Annotated in this window: 11 protein-coding genes; 1 reads left to right on the forward strand and 10 read right to left on the reverse strand. The window is 61.4% G+C overall.

The window, feature by feature from the left end; translation table 11 throughout:
• A partial coding sequence (locus tag H3V04_RS00520; protein WP_198186865.1) for an InlB B-repeat-containing protein occupies nucleotides 1-2,486 on the reverse strand: 2,486 nt, incomplete at its 3' end.
• A gap of 417 nt (nucleotides 2,487-2,903) precedes the next feature.
• On the opposite strand from H3V04_RS00520, the gene H3V04_RS00525 reads away from it, so the two are divergent.
• Nucleotides 2,904-3,932, forward strand: a complete 1,029-nt coding sequence (locus tag H3V04_RS00525; protein ID WP_198186866.1) for a LacI family DNA-binding transcriptional regulator — start codon at nucleotides 2,904-2,906, stop codon at nucleotides 3,930-3,932.
• Nucleotides 3,933-3,937: 5 nt separating this feature from the next.
• Here H3V04_RS00525 and H3V04_RS00530 read toward each other — a convergent pair whose 3' ends face one another.
• The 9 genes from H3V04_RS00530 to H3V04_RS00570 all read right to left on the reverse strand — a co-directional run bounded on the left by H3V04_RS00530 (nucleotide 3,938) and on the right by H3V04_RS00570 (nucleotide 24,994).
• Entirely contained in the window at nucleotides 3,938-6,361 is a 2,424-nt protein-coding gene (locus tag H3V04_RS00530; protein ID WP_198186867.1) for a beta-L-arabinofuranosidase domain-containing protein, read from the reverse strand.
• A 237-nt stretch (nucleotides 6,362-6,598) separates the two neighbouring features.
• Entirely contained in the window at nucleotides 6,599-10,036 is a 3,438-nt protein-coding gene (locus tag H3V04_RS00535) for an InlB B-repeat-containing protein (protein WP_198186868.1), read from the reverse strand.
• A 375-nt stretch (nucleotides 10,037-10,411) separates the two neighbouring features.
• Nucleotides 10,412-14,137, reverse strand: coding sequence for an InlB B-repeat-containing protein (locus H3V04_RS00540; RefSeq protein WP_198186869.1), 3,726 nt, complete (start codon nucleotides 14,135-14,137; stop codon nucleotides 10,412-10,414).
• A 259-nt stretch (nucleotides 14,138-14,396) separates the two neighbouring features.
• The gene (locus H3V04_RS00545) at nucleotides 14,397-18,077 is read right to left on the reverse strand and encodes an InlB B-repeat-containing protein (RefSeq protein ID WP_373564630.1); all 3,681 of its coding nucleotides are present in this window, start codon (nucleotides 18,075-18,077) and stop codon (nucleotides 14,397-14,399) included.
• A gap of 466 nt (nucleotides 18,078-18,543) precedes the next feature.
• The gene (locus H3V04_RS00550; RefSeq protein ID WP_198186871.1) at nucleotides 18,544-22,074 is read right to left on the reverse strand and encodes an InlB B-repeat-containing protein; all 3,531 of its coding nucleotides are present in this window, start codon (nucleotides 22,072-22,074) and stop codon (nucleotides 18,544-18,546) included.
• Between the two features lie 52 nt (nucleotides 22,075-22,126).
• Nucleotides 22,127-22,330, reverse strand: coding sequence for a hypothetical protein (locus H3V04_RS00555; protein ID WP_198186872.1), 204 nt, complete (start codon nucleotides 22,328-22,330; stop codon nucleotides 22,127-22,129).
• A 247-nt stretch (nucleotides 22,331-22,577) separates the two neighbouring features.
• Nucleotides 22,578-23,243, reverse strand: a complete 666-nt coding sequence (locus H3V04_RS00560; RefSeq protein WP_198186873.1) for a TetR/AcrR family transcriptional regulator — start codon at nucleotides 23,241-23,243, stop codon at nucleotides 22,578-22,580.
• Nucleotides 23,244-23,249: 6 nt separating this feature from the next.
• Complete coding sequence (locus H3V04_RS00565; protein ID WP_198186874.1) at nucleotides 23,250-24,026, reverse strand: ABC transporter permease; 777 nt, start codon at nucleotides 24,024-24,026, stop codon at nucleotides 23,250-23,252.
• Nucleotides 24,023-24,994: an ABC transporter ATP-binding protein gene (locus H3V04_RS00570; protein ID WP_198186875.1), complete on the reverse strand. Its 972-nt coding sequence runs from the start codon at nucleotides 24,992-24,994 to the stop codon at nucleotides 24,023-24,025. The genes H3V04_RS00565 and H3V04_RS00570 overlap by 4 nt, the downstream gene beginning before the upstream one ends.
• Nucleotides 24,995-25,161: the final 167 nt, after the last annotated feature.

Raw genomic sequence — 25,161 nt, forward strand, 5'->3', positions numbered from 1 at the left:
TCGGTGGTCGTCCCGTCGCCGAGCCGGCCGGAGCCGTTGACACCCCAGGCGTAGGCGTTGCCGTCGCTGCCCACGGCCAGGGAATGATAGCCTCCGGCGCTGATTTGCACGTAGGTGAAATCCTCTGGCAGGTCCGGGTACGTGTTGCGGTCAGGCTTGTTCACCCTGACAGGCGTATGCCGTTCGGTGGTCGTCCCGTCGCCGAGCCGGCCATTGCTGTTGTTTCCCCAGGCGTAGGCGTTGCCGTCGCTGCCCAGGGCCAGGGAATGATAGCCTCCGGCGCTGATTTGTACGTAGGTGAAATCCTCTGGCAGGTCCGGGTACGTGTTGCGGTCAGGCTTGTTCACCATGACCGGCGTAGTCTGCCTGGTGTCCGTCCCGTCGCCGAGCTGCCCATTGCTGTTGTTTCCCCAGGCGTAGGCGTTGCCGTCGCTGCCCACAGCCAAGGAAAAAGCATAGATATTGTTTTTTGATCCGCTGACTTGGCTGAACCTGATGCCCCGGCTGGCGCTGTCTGGCGGGGTGATGGTGGTGGATTCCCTGCCCAGCTGGCTGCCCTTGTCCGGGCTGATGCTCCACGTGCTGTTCCGGCTTGCCGGCGTCCACTTGGCGGTCAGGGTCAGATTCTTAGTGACGGGCTTGCTGAAGTCGTAGGCTACCTCGCCGGTGAACCATCCGTCGAACAGGAAGCCTTGGCGCGTAGGGTCGGGGGAGGGCCGCTTCACCCTGCCGTTGGTGGTGGGGAAATGCTGGTCTGCTGGTTCGGGTTTTCCTCCGCCCGTGTTGAATCGGACCGTGAGCGTGGATCTTGGTTCCGCGCCTCGTATCAGCGGCTGGTCGACCGTGTACTTCAGGCTCTTGGTGAAGGGCTGGCCGTCTTGACTACCTGTGATGAGAATGGCGGCTGGCCCCGGCTTGCGTGCGGGCAAGTCCGCCTGCCATGAGCCGTTGTTCCTGGTGAGTTTAAGCGGCTGGCTGTCCATGCTGGCTGATTCCAAGGTGGATTCTATGATGGTGCTGATTCTTACTGGCTGGCCGGGCTGGCCCTGCCCGTCCAGGCTCCACCTGTAGATGCCGCCCTGCCTGTCCCAGGCGGTGATCCTGCTGCCGATGCGAACCGCTTGCATGTAGCGTTGGTTCTCTTTATTCGCACTGGTGGGTGTTTCGCCGGGCTTCCAGGCCCAGATATGGCCGTCCTTGTCCACGATGAGGGCCTGGCTGTCGTTGGTGGTGATCCGGCTGGCTTTCATGCTTTTTGGCAGGCTGAAAGCTGTGATGCTGGTTGTGCTGTCGGCCAGGTGATGGGTATGACCGTCTGTGTCCAGCAGGAGGAATCCCTGGTTGAGGGCTTGGACTTGGACGATGCGCATGCCCGGGTCCTGCTTGATGCGTTCTGGTTTGGCTTTCCCGGTGTTGATCGTCTCCAAGGTCCAGGCTTGTCCGTCCGCGTCCACGATGAGGGCCTGGATGCCGGAGGCGACGGCGGCGACGGCCTGCGCCTGCCCGGGCAGGCTGAACGTGGCCCGCTCAGTGGATTTCGGATCTTGGCCGGCCTGGTGGCTGTGGATTCGGCCCTGCCGGTCCACGGCCAGTAGCAGGTCTCCGTTCATGCTGATGCTGGTGAACCCGACATCCTGTCCGGTGTCGAAGAGCGTAGGCGCGGGCTGCTGGTTGTCCCAGGTGTATATGTGCTGGTCGGATCCGAGTGCTGCCTGCAGGTGGCTGCCGGCTGTGGCCTGCTGGTAGTGGAACCCTTCGTGAGCCTGGGCGGGGAAAGGAACCTGTTTGGGTGTGTGGTCCTGCGTCCAGGTGTGGATGCGGCCGTTGCCTGTCAGGCCGATAACCTGCTCTCCTGCGGTATGGACGTTGACATAGTAAGGCTCCTGCAGGCTGGGCGGCTTGATGGTTAGCCTAGTGCCGGTGGCGGGCCCGTGCTCCGGGCTCAGCGTCCAGTCCGTGGTTTTCGACCAGTGTGCTTTCAGGGTGGTGTCCTGGAGGATGGGGGTCTGGAAGTCGTAGGGCTGGCCGTCACGTGTCCACCCGTCGAACCGGAAGCCGGGACGTTGCGGGTTCTGCTGCGGGGGAGTGGCGAGGGTGCCGGTTTTCACAGTTGATTGGGTAGGCGTGTTGCCGTCGGCCGGGTCGAAGTTCACCACATGCGAAGTTTGATCAGCGGTATCGGACGGCTTGGTTGAAGTGAATCCTGTGTTGTCGGGTGTTCCCGTCGTCGATGACGGAGTGTTTGGGCTTGCTGTTGGACTTAATGATGTGGTGGCTTGTATTGGCGAGGGTGAGGGCAGTGGGGTGCTGGTTGTGCTGCCGGGGGGGATGCCGGGGGTTTGTTCAGCTGTGTGGGGGGTCTGACGACCCCACTCGATGAGTGGGGGAGCGTCCGCGTTGGCGGATGCCGTTGCCAGGCCTGCCAGCAGGCCCAGCAGGAGGATCGTCGTCGCCGAGGCGCGACGCAGACGGGTACCCAGATGCATAAGCCGACAACCTTTCGCCCGCACCGGACACAGTCACCTCGAACATCCCCAGAAACGTGCCGATGAATCCCTGCTTACAACGTCCTATCCGTCAGGATGCCGTCCAGCTCTCCAATGCCCAAGCCAGCCCCCACGCCGACGTACAAGCCATATCGAAACCCAGCCAACTCCCCAACACCACTACACTCATCATGCTACCTGAAAAAACAAGAACACACGACGCCGTTTGTGATATCGGATCCGTATAGGTCAAGCCAGCCTCGGGCTTCGTGCCAGCACAGCGTCTCTATTTACCGCCTCATTGAAGACAAAGCAAGCAAACATCGTATTGCAACCCGTATTTCAGCTTCAAGTTCCTTGTCTGCCCGGCGATAGAATGGGCTGACGAATCAGGCGCGAGGGAAGCGACGGCTAAAAGTGACGACTCTGGATGATGTAGCTGGCCAGGCCGGGGTGTCGCGGATGACGGCGTCCAACGCCCTACGGGGCAAATCCTCGGTCAAACCCTCCACGGCGCGTCGTGTGCTGGAGGCGGCTCAGCGGCTGGGATACCGGCCCAATCTGGCGGCCCGGCGGCTCAGCTCGGGCAGGTCCGGGATCATCGGCTTCTCCACTGTGGAGCTGGACCGTTCGCCCTTCTCTGCTGCCCTGGCGGCGGCGGTATCGGATCAAGCCTTCAGCATGGGGTATCAGACCCTGATTCAGCAGACCCGACAGATGGCCAGCTACGAGTCATCCATGGTGGCAGACATCGCCACCCAATTCTGCGAGGGGACCATCCTGTCCGCGCCGACCCTATCCGCTGATTCCATTGCCGCGCTCAATCGACGCTATCCCCTGGTGGTCTTCGACGGGCCTCGACTGGACCGATCAGTAGACACCGTGCGCAGTCCTAACCGCCAGGGTGCCCAGGCGGCAGTTGGGCATCTGATAGACCATGGTTGCCGGCGGATTCTGGTTCTTGGCGCCACTTACAAAGCCCCGGACGAGCTGGCCCAGTCCAGCCTGGGGCGGGAACAGCGGCTCTTGGGGGCCATGCAGGCAGCACAAGGCCACGGAATCCGCATAGGGCCCGAAGATGTGGTCGACTGTGAGTGGGACCAGGGCAACGCCGACCAGGCCATGGCCGCCCTGCTGTCTCGCCGCAGGGATTTTGACGGGATCTTCGCCCTGACGGATGTGGTGGCCATCGGGGCCCTGCACGCGCTGGGGGAGCATGGGGTTCGGGTGCCCGGGCAGGTGGCCCTGATCGGTTTCGACGGGCTGGAAGTGTCCCGCTTCCTCACACCCGCCCTAACGACCATTCGCGTAGACACGGACCGGGTGGCAGCCGAGTGCCTGCGACTGCTCATGGCTCGGATGAAGGATCAGCCCGGCAGACATCAGCCCGAGCAGGTGGTCCTGCCCTTCTCACTGGTGGTGGCTGGCAGCACAGCCCGGTCCTGAGCCCTTCAACCGCGAATCAGTGCCAGAGTCAGCAGGTCAGGGGTGGGACCTTCGGCTCCGGCCTGGATCTGCACCCTGACGGCCCGGTCGGGCAGGGCATCCAATCCATGACCGGTCAGGGGGTAACGGTCCAGTACTCTGCCGTTTTTGCGGCTTCTTACGGGCTGGCCCAATTCCAGGCCTTCCGTACGCAGGGAGTAGGGCGCGGCGCTGCCCTGGTCCCGCATGGCCACCTCCAGCATTTTCGCACCGCCGGTGGCATCCCTCAGCCGGTACGAGAAGCAGCCTCCGGCCAGGGCGTGACGGGTGTTGATTCCCTCAATCAGCTCCTGCCGGTCATTCCTGCCCTGATACTCGTGGTCGATTTCGGACTGCTGGGACCCGCAGTCCACCCGGTCGCAGACCTGGAGCTCATGGGCCTGCTCCTGTGCATCAATTTCTTCCAGGGCCCGGTGAACACGGTCCTTATCGCCATCCTGCGCCCAGGGCAGGTAGACCGAATATCGGGAGGCCTCGATGGAGGTGAATGGGACCAGCAGCAGGCGTGAATCGGTCCACCCTGGTTTCCCGTCTTTTGGTCTGGAGATGGCCACCTCTATGGCACCGTCGTCCTGGGGGTGGGGCAGCAGGAAGTCCTGGGGTTCTCCCTGGAGTACAGGCAGGTCGCCCAACGGACGCAGGGGGCCGGAGGCGATGTGTCCGGCACGGGAGTCGTCAGCCTTCAGGCCTATCAGGTCGGCATCGTCGCTACGGGCGGCCATGACCTTGACGCCGCGCAGCAGGCTGACCCAGTCCGACCCATCCGGCAGGGGCTCGGCAGTCACCCGGACCCGATGGCACAGCTCCAGGCTCATTCGGCCGGTCCAGGTCAGATGCAGGTGGTCGAAGCAGGGGCTGCCATCCGGATCGGACTTCGCCGGCTCGACGGTCATGTCCGCCTGGCCTTGCGCGATCCGGTAGTCGGCATCCTCCAGCCACCAGGGATGGCGTATGTAGAGGTCCAAGGTCTGCTGACTCTTGTCGCTGGCCTCCAGATCCAGATGGCCCAGGTTGGTGGCTCCAGGGCCGGGAGCGTAGGCCAGGCTGACCTGTAGTCCGCGCTGGAACCAGTCCAGGCTGGCGGGGATGAAGAGGTTGACCGCCAGGGACTCGGATTCCTGGCTGGATTTCTTTCCGGGCCGATGCTCGAAAATCATGGCACCGTAGCGGGCGTGGTTTTCCAGGCCGGTGCCCACACAGCACCAGAAGGAGCGCTGGGCGCTGGAATAGACCCGATAGTGCCGGGGTCGCATGGGGGTGAAGTAGACGAAGCCGTGCTCGCGGATGCCCACCGTGGAAACCAGATGGTTGACCAGAACCCGCTCGTAGAAGTCCAGATAGCGGGCCTGTCCGGTGCGGTCGTAGAGGCGCAGGGCCAGCTTGGCCATGTTGTAGCTGTTGCAGGTCTCCAGGCCTTCGCGGGAGGTGACCATGGCCGAGAAGTCGTCCGGCGGATTGAAATGCTCGGAGATGGAGTGGGCCCCGATGGAGACTGTGCGCTTGTCCACCACACCATGCCAGAAGGTGTCCACGGCTGTGCGGAAGGCCTTGTCCCCGGTGATCTCGGCCAGACGCTCGTAGCCCAGGACCTTGGGTATTTGCGTATTGGCGTGCAGGCCGGTCAGCTGGTCCTTGCCTGCGGCCAGCGGTTCGAAGAAGGGGCGGTCGGTCAGGCGACGGGCTTGGTGGAGATAGCGGTCCTCTCCGGTCAGCTGATAGAGGCGGGCGAAGGCCTCGTTCAGGCCCCCGTACTCGCAGGTCAGCATGGTTTGGAAATCATGTTCGTCGATATTGTCCGCCAGGTCGCACCACCAGTCGGCCAGGCGCAGGACCATGACGCGGGCCATTTCGGAGGCGCTCTTGGTTTGGAAGGACTGCCAGCAGTCCAACAGGCCGGCGAAGAGCTTGTGCAGGTTGTAGAGGGGCACCCAGGAGCCCAGAAGATCGAAGGACTGGGCCTGCACGTGACCCTCCCGCAGGTTCCGGAAGAGCTCGGCGCTATGAGGCATGCCGCCCAGGAAGCCGTCGCCCGAGGCCTCCTGGCACTCGAGCAGGCCGGTCAGCATGCGGGCGGCGCGCTCCAGGAAGGGCCAGGTTTGCAGAGTCTGCCAGTAGGCCGCAAGTCCGGAAAGGTAGTGGCCGCCGATGTGGCCATCCAGACCCATGGACTCCCAGTTGGGGTATGGATCCGCTGTGGCGGTTAGGCCTGCCTCGCGCCGGTAGGGGGCCAGAAGGCGATCGGGATCCAGGCTCAGCAGGTAGTCCGCGCCGGCCTGCTGTGCATCGGCGTAGACGCTGCCGGGGGTCAGACGGACCTGCGACGGGTTGAAGTGGGGATCCGACCCGGGACGGTTCTGCATGGACTGGGATTGATGGCGCGCATCGGTCATGGCTCCTCCTTGCGGTGCCGTTCGGACAGGCCTGCGATGGCGGAGTCGGCGGCATTGCTGATGATAATTGTAGCGCTACATATATTGTCCATTCCGGCAGGCTGCCATGCGATGCCAAAGTTGTCTGGCGGAAGAATATGGGTGGCCCCGTTGCGTTGGGGGAGTTAGGGCCACCCGTGTGGTCCGGGGGTGTTTGGGGATAGTGATAACCCGGACCTACTTACACGAGGGAAGTCTTTATTGTTGTCGGGTGAGGGTTTCCATCCGGTGGCGCCTGGCTGCTGCGGCGCATGCGAAGGCGAGCAGCCCGGCGATCAGCAGGGGGACCAGGCCGCCTCCGCCGGCCCTAGGCAACACGCTGATGGAGTTGTATCGATACGTGTTGCTGGTGTCGGGGGTCTGGTCTGCTCCGTTCAGCCTCCATTCGATGGTGACGGTTGATATGCCGGGCATATGCGCCGGCGTGGCAACCGTCCAGGTGCCATCGGGGTTCCTGGTCAGGTCGGAGGCTTCAACATTGTCGAACAGGACATGCGTGGGGATGCCTAGTTCGGGGAAGTTGTCCTTGGCTGGACTGGCGGACTGGGTGTCGCCGGTGTCGCGGCCCAGCTGGCCCTTGGCGTTGTCCCCCCAGCTGTAGAGGTTGCCGTCAGATCCCAGGGCCAGGCAGTACGATGCACCTGCGCTGGCCTGGGTGAAGGTGATCCCTGCCGGGGTATCCACCTTGTTGGGCCTGCCTGCCGAGGTTTTGCCGCTGTCGCCCCAGGTGTACAGGCTGCCGTCGGAACCCAAGGCGATGGAATGCTTGCCTCCTGCGCTGGCCTGGGTGAAGGTGACGCCAGCCGGGGTGTCGACCTTGCCGGGCTTGTCTGCGGGGGTGCTGCCGGTGTTGCCCCAGGTGTAGAGGCTGCCGTCGTCGCTCACGGCCACGGAGTGGCTTACGCCTGCGCTGGCCTGGGTGAAGGTGACGCCAGCCGGGGTGTCGGCTCTGCCGGGCTTGTCTGCGGGGGTGCTGCCGGTGTTGCGCCCGAGCTCGCCGTGGGTGTTGTCTCCCCAGGTGTATATCTCGCCTTGTGTGTCCACGGCCACCGTGTGGCCCTGGCCTGCACTGACACTGGTGAAAGTAACATCTGCCGGGGTGTCGGCCTTGTCGGGTTTGTCAGCGGGGGAGCCGCTGGTGACGGTACGTCCCAGCCGGCCGGTGCCGTTGTCGCCCCAGGTGTAGAGGCTGCCGTCCGAGCCCAGAGCCACGGCATGAGATCCTCCTGCGCTCGCCTGGACGAAGGTGATGCCTGCCGGAGTCTCAACCTTGTTGGGCCTGTTGGCTGGGGTGCCGCTGGTGACTGTGCGCCCGAGCTCGCCGTGGGTGTTGTCTCCCCAGCTGTAGAGGCTGCCGTCGGAGCCCAGGGCCACGGAAAATCCGTAGCCCGCGCTGACATGGATGAAGTTGACGCCTGCAGGGGTATCCGCCTTGCTCGGGTGGCTGTCCTGCTTGCCGGCGGTGTCGCGGCCCAGCTGCCCATGGCTGTCGTTGTCCCCCCAGGTGTAGAGGCTGCCGTCGGAGCCTACGGCTGCGGAATGGATGTCTCCTGCATCGGCTTGGCTGAGCCGGATGCCGCGTTCCGGTGGCGGGGTCAGCGTGACGGTTTGGCCACCGGTCTCAGGCCCGTTGTCCTTGTCGAGCTTCCACCTGTTGCTGTCGGCACTGCTCCAGTGGGCGGTCAGAGTCGCCGAGCCGGTGACCGGCCTGCTGAAGTCATAGGCTGTGTCGCCGATGAACCAGCCGTCGAACAGGTGTTTATTCTTGGTTGGATCCTTGGCGGGGGGTTTCAGTCGGTTTCCCTCGGTCACGGGTTGGAAACCGAACCCAGTGCCACCGTCGGGGTCGAAAACGATAAGGTAATTGCCCAGGTATCTGTAGGACAGACGCGCGTCTGGACGCTCACCGTTCATCTTCCAGGTGATGACTACATCAACTCTGCCGTGGTCATGTGGGGGCGTGGTGACGCTCCAGGTGCCGTCCGGGTTGGCGTCGAGGTTACTGCCGGGCGTCCCGCCGAAACTCACATTATCGGGCTTGGGATCCTCGGGGAAGGCGACCATGCCGGGGCGGCTGTCGTACCTGCCACTGGTGGGGCGTCCCAATTCGCCGTACTGGTTGTATCCCCAGCTGTAGAGGTTGCCATCCGAGCCGATGGCCAGGGAGTGGGAATAGCCGGCGCTGACCTGGGTGAATTTTGCGATGCCCGTCGGCATGGTCACCTTGCCGGGTTTGGCCTCATATCTGGCTGATCCGGTGTCGCGACCCAGCTGGCCGCAATCGTTGCTTCCCCAGCTGTAGAGGTTGTCATCCGAGCCCAAGGCCAGGGAGTACCTGCGTTCTGTACTGATCTGGGTGAACTTCTTGACGCCTGCCGGCATGTTCACCTTGCGTGGTCTGCGGTCTTGTGTTGCTGATCCGGTGTTGCGTCCCAGTTGGCCAGATTCGTTCCAACCCCAGCTGTAGAGGTTGCCATCCGAGCCGATGGCCAGGGATGTCCACTCTCCAATCGCGATCCACGTGTATTTCTTGACGCCAAGCGGGGTGGAGACTTTGCGCGGTGTGCGGTCTTTGAAGTCAAGGTCGCCGGTGTAACGTCCCAGCTCGTCATAAGTATTGTCTCCCCAGCTGTAGAGGTCGCCGTCCGAGTCCAGAGCCATGGAGTAGAAGGTCCCTGCGCGGATCTGGGTGATTTTCGCGACGCCTGTCGGCAGGTTCACCTTGCCTGGCTTGGCATCATATGTGGCTGAACCCGTGTCGCGTCCCAGCTCCCCGTAGCTGTTTGCGCCCCAGCTGTAGAGGTTGCCATCGGAGCCTAATGCAAGGGAATGCCAGGATCCTACGCAGGCTTGGGTGAAGTGTACGCCGGCCGGAGGAGTGACCAGCCCCGGCTGATTGTCTCTCTTGGATTCGCCGGTTGTCTCGCGTCCCAGTTGGCCTTGTTTGTTGTATCCCCAGCTGTAGAGGTTGCCGTCCGATCCCAGGGCCAAGGAATGAGAGGATCCTCCGCTGACCTGGGTGAAGCGGACGCCGGCCGGCGGGTTGACCAGGCTCGGTGTGCGTTTTTCTTCTTCGGGGGTTCCCAACTTGTAGTTGTTGTCCCCCCACCGGTAGAGGTTGCCGTCCGAGGCTATGGCCTGGGACCCGTCTTCTTCTGCCGGGATGATGTGGCTGAAGCGTATGTCTGGTTTGGTGGGCGGGGTCAGGGTGATTTTGGCGTATCCTCTGGTCTTCCCGGAGGCGGGGGAGAGGCTCCAGGCGCTTGTGCCCTTGGTCCAGTGGGCGGTCAGGGTGAGATCTGTGGTGACGGGCTGGGTGAAGTCGTAGGCCACCTTGGAGTCGCCCTTGGCGTCTTTGGCGAACCAGCCATCGAACAGGTAGCCGTCCCTGGTCGGGTCTTGTTCGGGACGGCTGGCCAAAGCACCGTCCTTGACGTTCTGGGAGTCGATGCCGCTGCCGTCTGCGCTGTCGAAGACGACCCGATACGAAGTTGAACCTGCCTGAGCACGGCTTGCTGCCGTACCGACGGATGCGTCTGTTTGCCGGTCTGCTGTAGTTTCTTCCAGTCTGGTCGGCTGGGCCGGGCCGATCGGTTTCGCGATGGCGTCGGCCGCAGTGAGGCCGCCGATGATCATGCTGGCTGGAAGGATGACAATAACTTTCAAAATGTCTACAACAATGGCTGACCGGGAAGACGCGTCCGGATGGCACATGATCGCTACAAACCCCTTTCCCAAGGTAAGGCGGTCCGATGATGAAAACCCCAAGTTTTTTCATCGGCTGCTTGCCGGGCACGTTCCCGGTAGCTAGAAAGAACGCTAGCATGCAGGTTCGGGTCTGACGGGGAGCAACACTCGGATAAAACGAGTAAAAAATATTATGTCAAGTTGGGATGCAGATATTTTCCTCTAGGCGCAGAGATAAAAAATGAAAATGGGTGGCTCCATGATGTTGGGGGGTGCGGAGCCACCCATCATGTCCGGGCCGTTCTTGGGATGCGGCCCGACCGCTTACTCGAGCGAAGCGAATTCATGCCTGTGGCGTCCGGCTGCCAGAGCGCCGGCGGCGGCAAGCAGGCCTGAGGCGAGCAGGAGGAGTACTCCCGTTTCGCCTGTGAGGGGGAGGATGCCTTTGAAGGTGTAGCTGAGGTGGATCGGGGTCTGGTTGGCGGCCCCCAGGGACCAGTCCACGATCACATCAGACAGTCCCGGATTGTGGGCTGGCGTGGTCAGGGTGACCGACCCGTCCGCGTTCTGCTGCAGGCTGTTGGCTGCCGTTTGGTCGAACCTGACGCCGGTAATCAGCTGCGGCGGATATAGCGCCACCAGCGTCGGCGTAATGATCTTCGTATCGCTGTTGCTGCCGGTGCCGAGTTGCCCACGGTAGTTGTATCCCCAGCTGTAGCTCTCGCCGTCCTGACCGATGGCCAGGGAAGAAGCCGATCCTGCGCTGATTCGTGCTACCGCGAACCCCTTGCCTGCGTTGTCCTGGCCCGCTGGGGGTGACACTTGTGAGGGGACGAGCAGCTCGGAGGTGCCCTGGTTGCTGCCCAACTGATCAAAGGTGTTTTCTCCCCATCCCCAGGCTGTGCCGCTCTGGTCGATAGCCAGCGAATATGTGGCTCCGGCGATGATTTGGACGGCCTGGAATCCCTGGCTGGCATCGGCAGGGTTTTTTACCTGCGTGGGTGTGGACCGGTCGGTCAGCGTGCCATCGCCGATCTGGCCATCCGCGTTCATTCCCCATGCCCAGGCTGTGCCGTCCTGACCGATGGCCAGTGCGTGGACTTCACCGCTGCTGATCATCCTGGCCTTAAAGGTCTTGCTGGCGTTCTTGGGATCGGGCACGGGAGCTGGGTCGGCAGCATATGCGGTGCTGTATTTTCCTGTGCTTTGGCCGTTGCCGAGCTGTCCGTGGTTGTTGTATCCCCAGGTGTATACGTTGCCGTCGGCGTCCAGGGCCATGAGGAAGCTGTATCTTGCGCTTACCTGGACCGCCTTCAGCCCATTGTCGGAGCCGCTCGGATCCTTGGCCAGGGCCGGCGTCAGTTTGGGCGCGCTATAGGTGTCCTGGCTGTTGGTGGTTTCGCTGCCCCAGACGTAGACGCGCCCATTCAGGTCGATGGCTGCCGAATCGGTGAAGCCGGCGGTCACCTGGGTGGCCTTGAAGGGTTGTCCGTCTGGGCCCTTGACGGGCTGTGGCTTGGAGTGGTCTTGCGTGCTGCCGTCGCCAAGCTGGCCATATTGATTTTGTCCCCAGCTGTAGACGGTCTGGTCGGAGCCGATGGCCAGCACGTGGGTTCCGCCTGCGGCGACCTGCGTGTAGGTGAACCCGGTAGCTGCGCCGTCAGGCAGGGGGACCTTGGTCGGCGCGTACTGTGTGGCCGTCGTACTCGGATCCTGGCCCAGCTGCCCGTAGTCGTTGCCGCCCCAGGCGTAGGCATTCCCATCGCTGGTCACCCCTATAGAAAAACCGGCAAAATTATCGCTGGCGCTTATCTGGTTGAAGCGGATGCCCCGGCTGGTTTTGGGCGGGGTGATGGTCACCTGCTGGCCGCCCTGGGCATCGCCATTATTCGGGCTGATTGCCCAGCTGCTGCTGTCTGCAGGGCTCCAATGGGCGACCAGGGTGATGCTGCTGGTGACGGGCTGGCTGAAGTCATAAGCCACCTTGGATTCGCCTTTTGAGTCCTTGAGGAACCAGCCGTCGAACAGGAAGCCGTCTTTGGTCGGGTCTGCGATCGGGCGTGTGGCCTGCCTGCCTTCGGTGACGGACTGGGGTCCGGGCATGCCCGAGGGTGCTGTAGGGGAGTCACTGTCGGAAGAGAAAGTGACATGGTAGGTGTTCACGTATTGGTAGGTCAGGTGGGCGTCGGGCTGCTGGCCGTTCATGCCCCAGATGATGGTGACATCGGTCTTGCCTGCTGCATGCTGGGGCGTAATGACGCTCCAGGTGCCGTTCGACTCGGTGATGAGGTTGGTGCCGGGCGTCCCGCCGAAGCTGACGCTGACGGGTCTGGGATCCTCGGGGAATGTGACTGTGCCGGGGAGGGCGTCAGAACGACCAGTGGTCGTGCGTCCCAACTGGCTTCGGCTGTTGTCTCCCCAGCTGTAGAGGTTGCCGTCCGAGCCTAGGATCAGGGAGGAGGTATTTTCTGCGTTGATCTGGATGCAGCTGATGCCTGCCGGCAGGGATACTTTGCCCGGTGTGACATTTCTCAAGCTGTTGGCATCACGTCCCAGCTGGCCGAATTTGTTGCTTCCCCAGCTGTAAAGGTTGCCGTCCGATCCTACGGCCAGGGTGTGTTGGTTTCCTGCGCCGAACTGGGTGAATCTCGTGACGCCTATGGGCAGCGTCACTTTGCCTGGATCGATGTTTTGTGTGGGTGTGTCGGTATCTCGTCCCATCTGGCCGTAGCTGTTGTAACCCCAGCTGTAGAGGTTGCCGTCCGAGCCCATGGCCAGAGAACACCATCCCTGTGCGGCAATCGCGGTGTATTTCGTAACGCCTTTCGGCAGGATCACTTTGTTCGGCAGGGTTCCTGGCTGTTCGCTGTTGGTGTTGCGTCCGAGTTCGCCCTGAGTGTTGTCTCCCCAGCTGTAAATGTTGCCGTCCGAGCCCAGAGCTAGGGAATAGAAGGTTCCCCCGCTGATCTGGGTGCAGGTGATGCCTGTCGGCATTGACACTCTGCCTGGCGTGGCGTCGTAGGTCGCTGATCCCGTGTCGCGTCCCAACTGGCCTCGGCTGTTGTCTCCCCAGCTGTAGAGGTTGCCGTCCGAGCCGATGGCCAGGGATTGCGAGTATCCGGCGGTGAACTGGGTGAAGTGGACGCCGATCGGCGGGGTGACCAGGCCCGGTCTGTCAGCTGGCGTGATGGTGGTGCTGCGTCCCAGCTGCCCGTTGTCGTTTAGTCCCCAGCTGTAGAGGTTGCCGTCCGAGCCCATGGCCAGGGAAAGGCTCATTCCTGCGCTGGTCTGGGTGAAGTGGACGCCGGTCGGCGGGGTGACCAGGCCTGGGGTGCCTTCTGGCGCCTTGCTCGCTGCGGTGGCTGGTGTCTCATTGGTGTCGCGTCCCAGACTTGCTTTGTTTTGTCCCCAGCTGTAGAGGTTGCCGTCCGAGCCCGTCGCCAAGGTGTGCCATAGACCCGAGCTGATGTGGCTGAATCGTACGCCGGGTTTGGCGGGTGGGACCAGGGTAATCTTGTCGCCTCCGGCGGCTGACCCGGAGGTGGGGGAGAGGCTCCAGGCACTGGTTCCCTTGGTCCAGTGGGCGGTCAGAGTGAGGTCTGCAGTGACGGGTTGGGTGAAGTCGTAGGCAAGATTGCCGGTGAACCAGCCGTCGAACAGGTAGCCGTCCCGGGTCGGGTCCTTGGCGGGCCGGCTGGCCAGTGCGCCGTCATCGACGTTTTGAGGGTCGATGCTGCTGCCGTCGGCGCTGTCGAAAGTGACGGTGTGCCTTGTTGAGCGTGCTTGGGGGCGGCTGTCAGGTGTTTGATCGTGTTCGGGTGTGGTGTTCAGTGGCGATGGTGTGGTGTTCAGTGGCGAGGGTGTTGGTGTCAATGGGGACTGGGGTGTCGTCGGCGTGGCCTGCAGCGTTGGCTGGCTTGTGTCGGTGTTGATGTCGGTGTCGGTGTCGGCTGTGGCGAGGCTGCCCATGATCAGACATGCGGGCAGGATGATGGCAAGCAGAAGGCTCGCGGCAATGCATGGCCGGGCAGAAGCATCCCTATGGTGCATGATGGCTGCGAACCCCTTTCCCCAAACAGGTGGCTCGATGATGAAAATCCCCAAGTCGCTTCACGAGACGTGTGCCGGGGACCATCCCGACAGCTGTATTGCAGTCTATCACGCGCGGACGGGCAAGGATGGAGCAACACCCGGGTGAATAAGGAAGGGTGGCTCCGCTGTGTTGGGGGATTGCGGGGCCACCCTGTAGGGCCAGGATCGTCATAATTTGGGGATAGACGTAATCCGGGCCTGCTTACTCGTGCGAAGTCTACTGATTCAGGCTTCCGGCCTTTCTCATGCGTCGCGCTGCCATGGTTGCTGTGATGATGAGCAGACCAACGGCGAGGGGCAGGAATATGCCGGTGCCGCCGGCCCGAGGCAGGACGCTGATGGAGGTGTATAGGTAGGTGTTGCTGGTGTCAGGGAGTTGCGTAACCCCGTTCAGCGTCCAGTTGATGGTTACCGTAACCGGCCCTGGTGTGTAAGGCGGCGTAGTCACATTCCAAGTGCCGTCATTGTTGGCTGTCGGATAAATTCCGCTCGTATTGCCGAACTGAACGAGTTTGGGAATGCCGACTCCAGGGAAAATGATCTTGCCTGGATGCGGATCATGGTCGCCGCTGATGTCGCGTCCCAGCATACCTTGGTCGTTCTTTCCCCAGCTGTAGGTGTTGCCGTCCGATCCTATGGCTGAAGAGTGATTGCCTCCTGCCTGAGGCTGGATGAGGGTGATGCCGGCTGGAGCGTCCACTTTGGTGGGCAGATGGTCGGATTTGCCACTGGTGGTGCGTCCAAGTTGTCCGCAATCGTTGTATCCCCAACTGTAGAGGTTGCCGTCCGATCCTGTGGCGAGGGCAAAGTAACTTCCCGCCACAAACCGGGTGAAATGAACACCTGACGGCATGACGACCCTGGAAGGGGTCGCAGAAATCAGTTCCGTGTTTCCCAACTGATCTTTGTTGTTGCCTCCCCAACTGTAGAGATTATTGTCGGAGCCGAGAGCCAGCGAGAAGTTCAGGCCCGTGCTGGCTTGTGTAAATGTGACGCCGGTTGGGGCCTTTACTTTGTAGGGCAGAGGGTCATATAGGTCAGTTGTCGTACTACGTTGGCGGCCCAGTTGGAACGAATTGTTGTATCCCCAGCTGTAGAGGTTGCCGTCCGAGCCCAGGGCGAGGACATGCTTGCTGAATGGACCTGTGAAAACCTGGGTGAATGTGATGCCTTCAGGTGCAGCGATTCTAAGAGGGTCTCTGCTCTTTAATCCTGACCTGCCTTGCCCTAGTGCGCCCTCCCTATCGTCTCCCCAGGCGTAGAGATTGCCATCGGAGCCTAATGCCAAGGCGAAGCTATCGCCCGCGTAGACTCGAGTGTAGTGGATTCCCGCAGGCGGTGCCACTTTGTCTGGGGGATTGCGATTGTTGGCGAAGGTGTTGCGTCCCAGCTGTTCACAATCGTTGCTTCCCCAGGTATATACATAGCCGTCTGAGCCAAGGGCCAAGGCGAACTTTTGTCCTGCAGCGGCCTGGGTATAGCGGACTCCGGCGGGAGTTTCCACCACGACTGGCTTATCTGAGGGGGTGTGTCCAAGTTGGTAATTATAATTTGTTCCCCAACTGTAAAGGTTACCGTCTGAACCGAGAGCCAGGGAAAAATCCTGTCCCGCTTGGATCCAAGAGAAGCGGATTCCACGTGGGCCTTGCGGCGGGGTGAGTTTGACGCTCTGGCCGCCGGTTTGCGGTCCTTCCTTCTTGTCGATGTTCCAGTGCGAGACGGGACTGAAGTGGGCGACCAAGGTGATGTCGCCGATGACGGGCTGATTGAAGTCGTAGGCTATATTGGAGTCGCCCTTGGAGTCTTTGAGGAACCAGCCGTCGAACAGATAGCCGTCCTTGGCCGGATCTTTGTCGGGGCGGAAGGCCTGATCGTCATCCATGACCCGCTGGGCATCTGGTGTTGGTGTACCGCCTGCGCTGTCGAAAGTGACTGTGTACGTGGAACCATCATACTTGTAGGGCAGGTGTGCATCGGGCTGATGGCCGTTCCTGATCCATGCGACTGTTAAGTCCACCCGGCCCTTTTCGTGCGCTGGGGTGCGGAAACTCAAGGTGCCGTTCTGGTTCTTGGTCAAGTCGGTAATCGGGGTTCCATCCAGCTTGGCGCTGATGAATTTGAATGCTTGTGGGAAGTCGGCCTTGTTTGGTGTGGTAACTGGCACACTGCTGGTGTTCCCGGCACCCAGCTGGCCGCTGCTGTCGTCTCCCCAGTCGTAGAGGTAGCCGTCCGAGCACATAGCCAGGATGTGCCTGTACCCCGCACTGAATTGAGTATAGGTGATGCCGTCGGGCATGTTCGCTTTGCCCGGCTGGTTTGTGGTTTCACCACCTGTATCTCGTCCCAGCTGGCCGCTGCTGTTGTCTCCCCAGCTATAGATGTTGCCGTCGGAACCAGTCGCCAGAGAGTAGTCGTATCCCGCGCCGACCTGCCTTGTTCTGATGCCGTCAGGCAGGGCTACCTTGCTGGGCTGGCTGGTGCTGCCATACCCCCAGTTGTATGCATTGCCATCTGAATCAATAGCCAGTGTGTGGCGGTATCCTGCGCTGACCTGGGTGAAGCTCAAACCGTCCGCAGTATCCATCTTGTATGGCTGATTGGCCGGTTCGCTGGCGGTGGGTGTGCGTCCCAGCTGGCTGTTGCTGTTGTCTCCCCAGCTGTAGACGCTGCCATCAGAGGCGAGTGCAAAGGAAGCCGTGCCGCCCGCGGACACCTGGGTGAACTTTACGCCTTTTGGAAGCGGTATTGGGTTCGGGTACGCGTGCCCATAAATCGACGAGTCACCATGGAGTTCGCCGGTTTCGCGTCCCAGCTGGCCGCTGCTGTTGTCTCCCCAGCTGTACACAGTTCCGTCCGAGCATGTGGCCAGCGCATAGTTTGGTCCTGCGCTGACTTGAACAAAGCTTTTGGAGGAATTTGTAGATGGGACCACCTGATTTGGCACGGGACTTGATGAGTGGACGAGACCTAGTCCTGACTGGCCTTTTTCATTGCTTCCCCAGCTGTATAGATGGTTACTGATATCGATGGCCACAACAAATTCGTCTCCTGCGCTGACCTGGATGAAGCGAGTGCCACCTGGAACGTCTACTCGTCCAGGCCGATCGGCAGGTTCGCTGGCGGTGGGTGTGCGTCCCAACTGCCCCTCGCTGTTGTTGCCCCAGCTGTATAGCACTCCGAGCGAGTCAAGGGCTAGTGAAAAGTCTTTTCCTGCGCTGAACTGGCTGAAGCGAATATCTCCTATGGCCGGCGGGGTCAGGGTTGCTGTCGTGTTGCCGGTGGCAGGACCATGGTTGGGGCTGAGACTCCAGGAATTGAGACCCTTGACCCAGCGGGCTGTCAGCGTGAGGTTTTCGGTGACGGGCTGGGTAAAGTCATAGGCGACATCCCCAATGAACCAGCCGACAAAGGAATAGCCTTTGCAGTAGGGGTCTGGGGGACGTACCACCCTGCTTCCACGGCTGAGCGTTGACTTTTGTGTTGACGAACCTATTGTGCTGTCAAAAGTTACTGTGTATGTTGTGGCCAAGCGTGGCTGGACCGAGTTTCCGTTGCTTTCGTCTGCCTTGTCAGCATTATTGGAATCACTGTCAGACGGGGTGGCCGTAGGAGCAGGGGAGGAGTCGGAAGAGGGAGTCGGCTTGGTGGGATTCTGGGATGCGGTAGTAGCCGACGGCGATTCCGATGTGTCTGGGGCAGTGGAAGGCGTTGATGGTGTTGCTGAGGTGTTTGGGGTTGCTGTAGGTGAAGAAGGTGTCGCGGGTTTTGTTGACGGGCTCTGCGAGATTATGGTGCTGGAGGAAGTGCCGGGGTTTTGCTTATCTACCCGAGCGGTCGGTCGACCCCCCCCCCCCCCCGGTGCCTTCCAGAGCAGTCTGCGCGCTCGCGCTGGCTGCACTGGAATCGTTCGTGACCGGCTCGGCAGTGGCAGCAAGGCCAGTCAGAAGGCTGGTAGGCAGGATAATCGCGAGCAGAAGGCCAGCAACAGTGGATGACCGAATCTGCTTTTTCCGACGATGACGCATGATGGGTGCGATCCCCTTCCTCAAAATCAACGGCCCGTTGATAAAAATCCCAAGAAAACGAGCTGCATGCCGGGAACGGTCCCGGCTTCTATCTCATCATGCTACCACGCTCTACACACATTGACTGCGGAACTGGAATTCGGCGGAAGTGCCGGTGCCAGCTGCTGCCTTGTGGGTGTCTATATTGCGTTGTTTCCCTTTTGCTGCTGGGGTTGATGTGACAGGGGAATGAGATAAGGGGGGGGGGTAGGTGGCTCCGCTGAGTTGGGGTCTGCGGGGCCACCCTGTTTGACCGGGCCACCTTGGGGTATGGCCTGGCTGCTTACTCGTGTGAAGTCTTCAGGCTTGCGGGCTGCGTGCTTCCAGCTGGTGGCGTCCGGCTGCGATGGCACCAGCGGCGGCAAGTATTCCAGCGGCCAGCAGGATCATGGTCCCGCTGCTGCCTGCGCGAGGCAGCATGCCTTCGTAGGTATAAGCCAGGTGCGCCTGGGTCTGGCTGGTACCGCCAAGTGTCCAATCCACAATCACGTCAGCCAGGCCCGGATTATGGGCGGGGGTGGTCAGGGTGACGGAACCGTCAGCGTTCTGCCGGAGGGCGTCGACCACTGTCTGGTCGAAGCTGACGCCGGTGATCAGCAGCTCCGGGTTGAAGGCGATCAGGGCCGGGGTGCTGCTCTGAGTCGTGCCCCCGTCGCCAAGCTGGCCGTACTGGTTGTCGCCCCAGGCGTAGGCGTTACCGTCCTGGCCAATGGCCAGGGAGTGGTTTCGTCCTGCGCTGGCGCGCGCTGCTGCGAGCCCGCTGCCGGCCTTGTCTTGGCCGGCGGGCGGCGATACTCGCGTGGGTGTGGGCTGGTCGCTGGTGGTGCCGTCGCCGAGCTGGCCGTCGGTGTTCCATCCCCATGCCCAGGCTGCGCCGTTCTGGTCGATGGCCAGGGAGTGATGCACGCCGGCGCTGATCCATGCGGCCTGCAATCCTTGGCTGGAGCCTGTGGGGCTTGGCACCCGCCTGGGGGAGGGCTTGCTGGTTTTCGTGCCGTCGCCCAGCTGCCCGTGGTCGTTGTAACCCCATGCCCAGGCTGCGCCGTCCTGGCTGATGGCCAGGGCGTGGTTGGCTCCTGCGCTGATCTGCGCGGCTTTGAAGGTCCTGCTGGTGTTCCCGGGGTCAGGCACGGGTGCCGGATCTGCGGTGTATGTGGTGCTGTACTCTCCTGTGGCCGTGCCGTTGCCAAGCTGCCCGTAGTTGTCGTATCCCCAGCTGTAGAGGCTGCCGTCCGTGTCCATGGCCATGATGAAGCTCCATCCGAGGCTGACCTGGACCGCGTGCAGTCCCTGGCTTGAGCCATTGGGGTCCTTGGCCAGTGTCGGCGTCGGTTTGGACCTGCTGTATGCGGTGTAGTTGTTGTTTTCGCTGCCCCAGGTGTAGACGCGTCCCTGCTGGTCGATAGCGGCTGAGTCGTAGGCGCCGGCGCTCACCTGGACGGCTTTGAAGGGCTGGCCATACTCGCCTTTGACGGGTTGCGGCTTGGAATGGTCTGTGGTGGTGCCGTCGCCCAGCTGCCCGTGGTCGTTGGCCCCCCAGCTGTAGACGATGTCGTCGCTGCCGACGGCCAACACGTGGTAGCCGCCTGCCACGGCCTGCGTGTAGGTGAAACCGGCTGGCACGCCGTCGGGCAGGGGGACCTTGACCGGCGTTTTCTGCGGGGTGCTGCTGGTGGTGCCCTGGCCGAGCTGGCCCTGCTGGTTGCTACCCCAGGCGTAGGCGTTCCCGTCGCTGGCCACGCCCACGGAGAATCCGCGGAAGTCCCCGGCCTGGTAGCCGCCGGCGCTGATCTGGCTGAAGCGGATGCCTCGGCTTATCTTGGGCGGCGTGATGGTCGCCTGCTGGCCGCCCAGGGAACTGCCCCTGACCGGGTTGATCGACCACCCGCCGGTGTCGGCTGGGCTCCAGTGGGCGATCAGCGTGATGTCTCCGGCGACCGGATGGCTGAAGTCATAAGCCACATTGGAACCGCCTTTGGCATCCTTGAGGAACCAGCCATCGAACAGACAACCGTCTGCTTTTGGATCCGGATAAGGGCGCTTGACCTGCCCGCCCTCTATGACGGACCGGTCTGCCGGCATGCCTGAAGGCGTCGGACAGGCAGCGTCCGTGGATGTGAATCCCACCTTGTATTTGGGCCCGGTGTATGTGTAGGACAGGTATGCGTCCGGCTGCGGTCCGTTCATGCTCCAGGAGATGGTGACATTCACCCATCCCTTGCTGTGCGGCGGAGTGGTGACGCTCCAGGTGCCGTCCGCGTTGGCGGCCAGCCCTGTGCCCGGTGTCCCGCCGAATTCGATGCTGGTGATCGCGGCATGGTTGGTCAGGGGAATCGTACCTGGCTGATAGGAATCCCGTTTCTTGGTGTCTCGTCCCAGTTGGCCGTTGGAGTTGCGTCCCCAGCTGTAGAGGTTGCCGTCGGAGCCGATTGCCACAGCATGATCGCCGCCTCCGATAACCTGGGTGTAGTTGACGTTCTTCGCTGGCGGGTCGATTTTAGTTGGTTGGGGATCTGTCGTATTCCAATATGGCCTTGCCAGTTGCGCATGGCTGTTGTTTCCCCACGTGTATAGGATCCCTTGGTCGTCCAAGGCGAAGCCATTCCAGTCTCCCGCACTGATTTGGATTATGCGTGTCTTTGTGGGCACGTTGACCTTGCCTCGCGGGTTGATCCTTGCGCTGCCGGTGTTTCGTCCCAGCTGGCTGAAATTGTTGTATCCCCAGCTGTAGAGCACCCCATTCGAATCCAAGGCCAGGCAGTGCATGCCTTTGGCAATTACCTGCGTGTAGCGGACTCCGGCAGCAGGAGGATCCACTTTTCCCGGACTGTCGGCCGGCGTGGTGCTGGTGTCGCGGCCTAGCTGACCATGACCATTGCCTCCCCAGCTGTATAAGTTCCCATCAGTGTCGAAAGCCATGCAGTAGTCATATCTGGAGGTGATCCGGGTGAAACGGATTCCGGTCGGGGTGTCCACTTTGCCTGGCCTGGTGCTCGGCGTGGTGATGGTCTCGCGTCCCAGTTCGCCGTCGCTGTTGTATCCCCAGCTGTAGATGCTGCCGTCCGAGGCTAATGCTTCTGAGTGGTACTTTCCTGCGCTGACCTGGGTGAAACGAACTCCTGCAGGGGCGTCCACCTTTCCCGGAGTGTCGGCTGGCGTGGTGCCGGTGCCGCGCCCAAGCTGACCATAACTGCTGCTGCCCCAGCTGTACAGGTTCCCATCCGAATCAAGGGCCAGGGAGTGATCGTAACCTGCACTGACCTGGATGAAACGAAGTCCGGCTGGGGTGTCTTCCCTGCTTGGCTGCCAGTTGTAGTCGGAGCCATACATTTCTCCCCAGTGGTAGATGCTGCCGTCTGATCCCACTGCCACTGAGTATTGGTATCCTGCACTGAACTGGCTGAAGCGGATGGTCCGAGCAGGAGGTGCAGTAAGCGTGATAAGAGTGTTGCCAGCTGTGGGGCCTTGGGTGGGTGAGAGGTCCCAGACATCACCGTTTTTGGTCCAACGGGCTTCCAGTGTCACGTCGCTGGTGACTGGTTGGCTGAAGTCGTATGCGGTCAATGTGCCGCTGATGAACCAGCCATCAAACGAATAATCGGGTCGGGTTGGGTCGTTAGGCCTCTGTGCTTGGGCGCCTTCATCGACGGTCTGATCAGGTGTGGTGGTCCCGCCCTCTGTATCAGTGAACCTGATGGTGTACTGGGTGGCTGAGCGGGCCTGGGGGGTTTCGGCGTTCGTGCTTGGCGCAGCGGTTGCTGTAGGTTGAATTGGCTCCAGGGGCGACGATGTGTGTAAAGGCGATGGTGTGGCCAGTGGTGGCTGGGGCATCGAAGGTACGGTTGTCGGCGTTGCCTTGCTGGGGGAAATGCCGGAATTTTGCTCAGCTACGCCAGGGGTCTGCCGACCCCCCCCCCCCTGTGCCTCCTGCTATGGCAGGCGCGTTGGCGCCGACCGTAGCAGGCTCGCTGGTCTCAGTACTGGCATCGGCGCTGGTGCCGGCAAGGAGAACGAAAGGCAGGATGACAGAGAGCAGAAAACAGACTGCTGCAGCCGGTCCGATAGACGTGTGCTGACGCTGACGCATGGTAAGTAAAATCCCCTTCCCCAAAGGCTGTCCCACCGGCCCCCTACCGGTTGAGATACCCTTGGAGACTTCCCCGACGTTGCGCAAATCCCCATTCCTCTGTGCGAGGGTGCAAGCAGGAAGCCTAGCGTCTTTCAACTATACTACGTACTGATAAGGCTCTCTCAGGTGGAATGTCGTGAAGGCGATTCGCAGTAGGACATCAAAGTTTAGGGTGCATGGCCGGGAACGATCCATTGGCCACTGATCAGGCAGGCCAACCGGCGATCAGGGCGTGCAGGCCCTTGCGGTAGCTGGTCTCCATAAGGGCACTGATTCCGTCGTCCGTAGAGGCGAAGAGCGTTTTCAGGTCATCGAATCCTTGGGTATCCTCGGCAAGTCTTTTGGCCAGATCCGTGTTGGTCTGGCCGCCCGCCCCGCCGACCGGGGGAGAGGCCTGGGCGATGGCGCTGCCCAGGGTCAGTCCGGCCAGGCTGTTGAGCAGGTGGATGATGTCTGAATCGACCTTGAGCCCGTGAACGGTCAGTTGATTCAGCCAGGTGCTGACCATGTGGAAGGACTGGTCCGTGTTGATGGGATGCGTGGCCATGAGCGGGAGCGCCCGGGGATGCGAAAGCAGCGTCCGGTGAACCTGAAGCATGACATCTTCAAGCGCTTGCCGCCATCCCATGTCCTGGGGTATGGAGTTCAGGTCGGTGGCTGACTGCCAGATGAGCTCGACGATTCCATCAAGCAGGGCGGCCTTGCTGGGTACATGGCGGTAGATGGCTGGTCCTGACACCCCCATTTGCTTGCCCAAGGCGCGGATGTTCAGGGCCTCCAGTCCGTGCTCGTCGACGAAATATAGGGCAGAGCGCAGAATGTAGTCTCGGTTGAGCGTCGTCTTGACGGGTGCCTTGGGTGGGTCAGCCATGCTTCCTCACTCCTTCCGCTGTACTCCTCTCTTGAATAGTACCGTTGCCAGGAGAGCCAGGGCGAGCAGGAAGGCCAGCAGGATACGCAGGTCAGGCCATACATCCGCCATTCCGGCATGGTCGAAATTGATTTTTCCTACGGCGTCCATGGCCCAGTAGACGGGGCTGCCCTTGGCCAGTTTCTGCGCCCAGTCCGGGAAGCCGGAGACAGGGCTGAGCGCACCTCCCATACCAGCCAGGAGCATGCCAAGAATGTTGTTGAAGGACATGGCCATGTTCTGCGAGGACGAGAAGATGTAGAGCAACAGGCCGAAGAGAGTCAGTACAATCGAAATGACCAGGCAGACCGCGGCCAGGGCCAGGACTGATCCATTGGGCCGATAGTGGTAGAGCGCCGTCCCGATCAGCATGACTAGAGAGACCTGGACCACCTGCACCATGAAGGACACGCTCAGTTTGGCCATGACCAGGTCGAAGAGGGAGACCGCCGACACCCGCATCCTGTCCCAGGTGTGCCATTCATGCTCCTGAAAGAAGAGTTGGAGGACCAGCTGCAGGGAAAACATGGCGAAAAGGATGGCGAACCCCGGAAGCGCCTGCTCTGATCCGTTCGCGCCCAGATGCCCCTGGGCCCTCAGCGAGTCCCGGTAGGAGGGAAGCATGAAGGGAATGATGATCAGGGGAATGGCCACAATGACCGCCTGCAGCCAGATGCTCCGCAGCTCGATTTTGAAATTCAGGCGGAATGTCGCTAAATATCCGTTGAAATGCACGGCGCTCACCTGTCTTCCCATGCTCGTAACCCGGCAGGGTCGCTAGAGGACGAACCCATGACGGTCATGTAGGCCGACTCGATGTCAGGCTGGACGATGGTGACTGACGACAGACGGGCCTCTTTCATGACCGGCTTCTGCAGGAGGCGGGCCAGCTCCTGCTCCGGACTGGACACTGGGTGGTCGGGCTCCAGGAAGCCGTCTGTCATCTGCCATCCGGGGATCTGGCCTGGGGCCTGACCGACGAAGCTAATACGCAGGGATGCCCTGGCGTATTTGTGGAGCACCTCCTGCAGGGAGCCCTGGACCTTGATCCGCCCGTCGATCAGGAAGGCCAGGTCCGCGCCCATCTCTTCCAATTCTTTGAGGTAGTGGGTGGTGTAGATGATGGTGGTGCCCTGCCGGCTCATGGCCTTGACCATGTCCAGTATTCTGGCGCGGGCCTCTACATCCGCTCCGACCGTCGGCTCGTCCAGGAAGAGCACCGGGGGATTGTGGACCATGGCCATGGCAGTGTGGAGGCGGCGCTTTTGTCCTCCCGATAGATTCTCGGCTGCTGTTCCTGACTGGGATCCCAATCCCATGAGCTCTATCAGTTCGTCGGCCCTTTTGCTGCATTGCTTGGTGTTCAGCCCTTGCAGGCCGGCCATGCCACACAGGTTGTCCCGGACGCTGAGGTGGGGATAGATTCCCAGGTCCTGTGGCGCAAGTCCGATGATCCGGCCGAAGATGCGTGAGGGGGTTCGATAGGGGTTGTGCCCCTCTACTGAGATGTGGCCTGAGTCCGGCTCGCCCAGCCCGGTCAAGGCCGAGATCAGGGTTGACTTGCCTGCTCCATTCCTACCCAGCAGACCCAAGATGCTGCCGCGCCTGACCTGAAGATCCACACCCTTGATCACCTGCCTGCTCCCGTATGATTTGCGCACCTGGCAACAGGACAGGGCGTATTCCCCCGAATTGTTTTTTACGGGTTGCAAGATGTACCTCCTGACGATCATTAGTGATTAACGATGTAAACTATAATAACATTGTTAACAACCTGGTCTCGCCAAGGTTTTCATGGGCCGCATTGTGGTCTGCGTCAGCTTTCGGATATTCTGATGTGGCTTGGCGGGGATATACGCCTTGCATTGACTTGCAAGTA

This window comes from Bifidobacterium sp. M0353, from assembly GCF_016100645.1.
GTDB lineage: Bacteria > Actinomycetota > Actinomycetes > Actinomycetales > Bifidobacteriaceae > Bombiscardovia > Bombiscardovia choladohabitans.

Excerpts from the sequence above, each read along its gene's own strand:
- H3V04_RS00530 (WP_198186867.1), bottom strand. The coding sequence starts at position 6,361 with ATGACCGATGCGCGCCATCAATCCCAGTCCATGCAGAACCGTCCCGGG.
- H3V04_RS00535 (WP_198186868.1), bottom strand. The coding sequence starts at position 10,036 with ATGATCATCGGCGGCCTCACTGCGGCCGACGCCATCGCGAAACCGATC.
- H3V04_RS00540 (WP_198186869.1), bottom strand. The coding sequence starts at position 14,137 with ATGCACCATAGGGATGCTTCTGCCCGGCCATGCATTGCCGCGAGCCTT.
- H3V04_RS00550 (WP_198186871.1), bottom strand. The coding sequence starts at position 22,074 with ATGCCCCAGCCACCACTGGCCACACCATCGCCTTTACACACATCGTCG.
- H3V04_RS00555 (WP_198186872.1), bottom strand. The coding sequence starts at position 22,330 with ATGCGTCAGCGTCAGCACACGTCTATCGGACCGGCTGCAGCAGTCTGT.
- H3V04_RS00560 (WP_198186873.1), bottom strand. The coding sequence starts at position 23,243 with ATGGCTGACCCACCCAAGGCACCCGTCAAGACGACGCTCAACCGAGAC.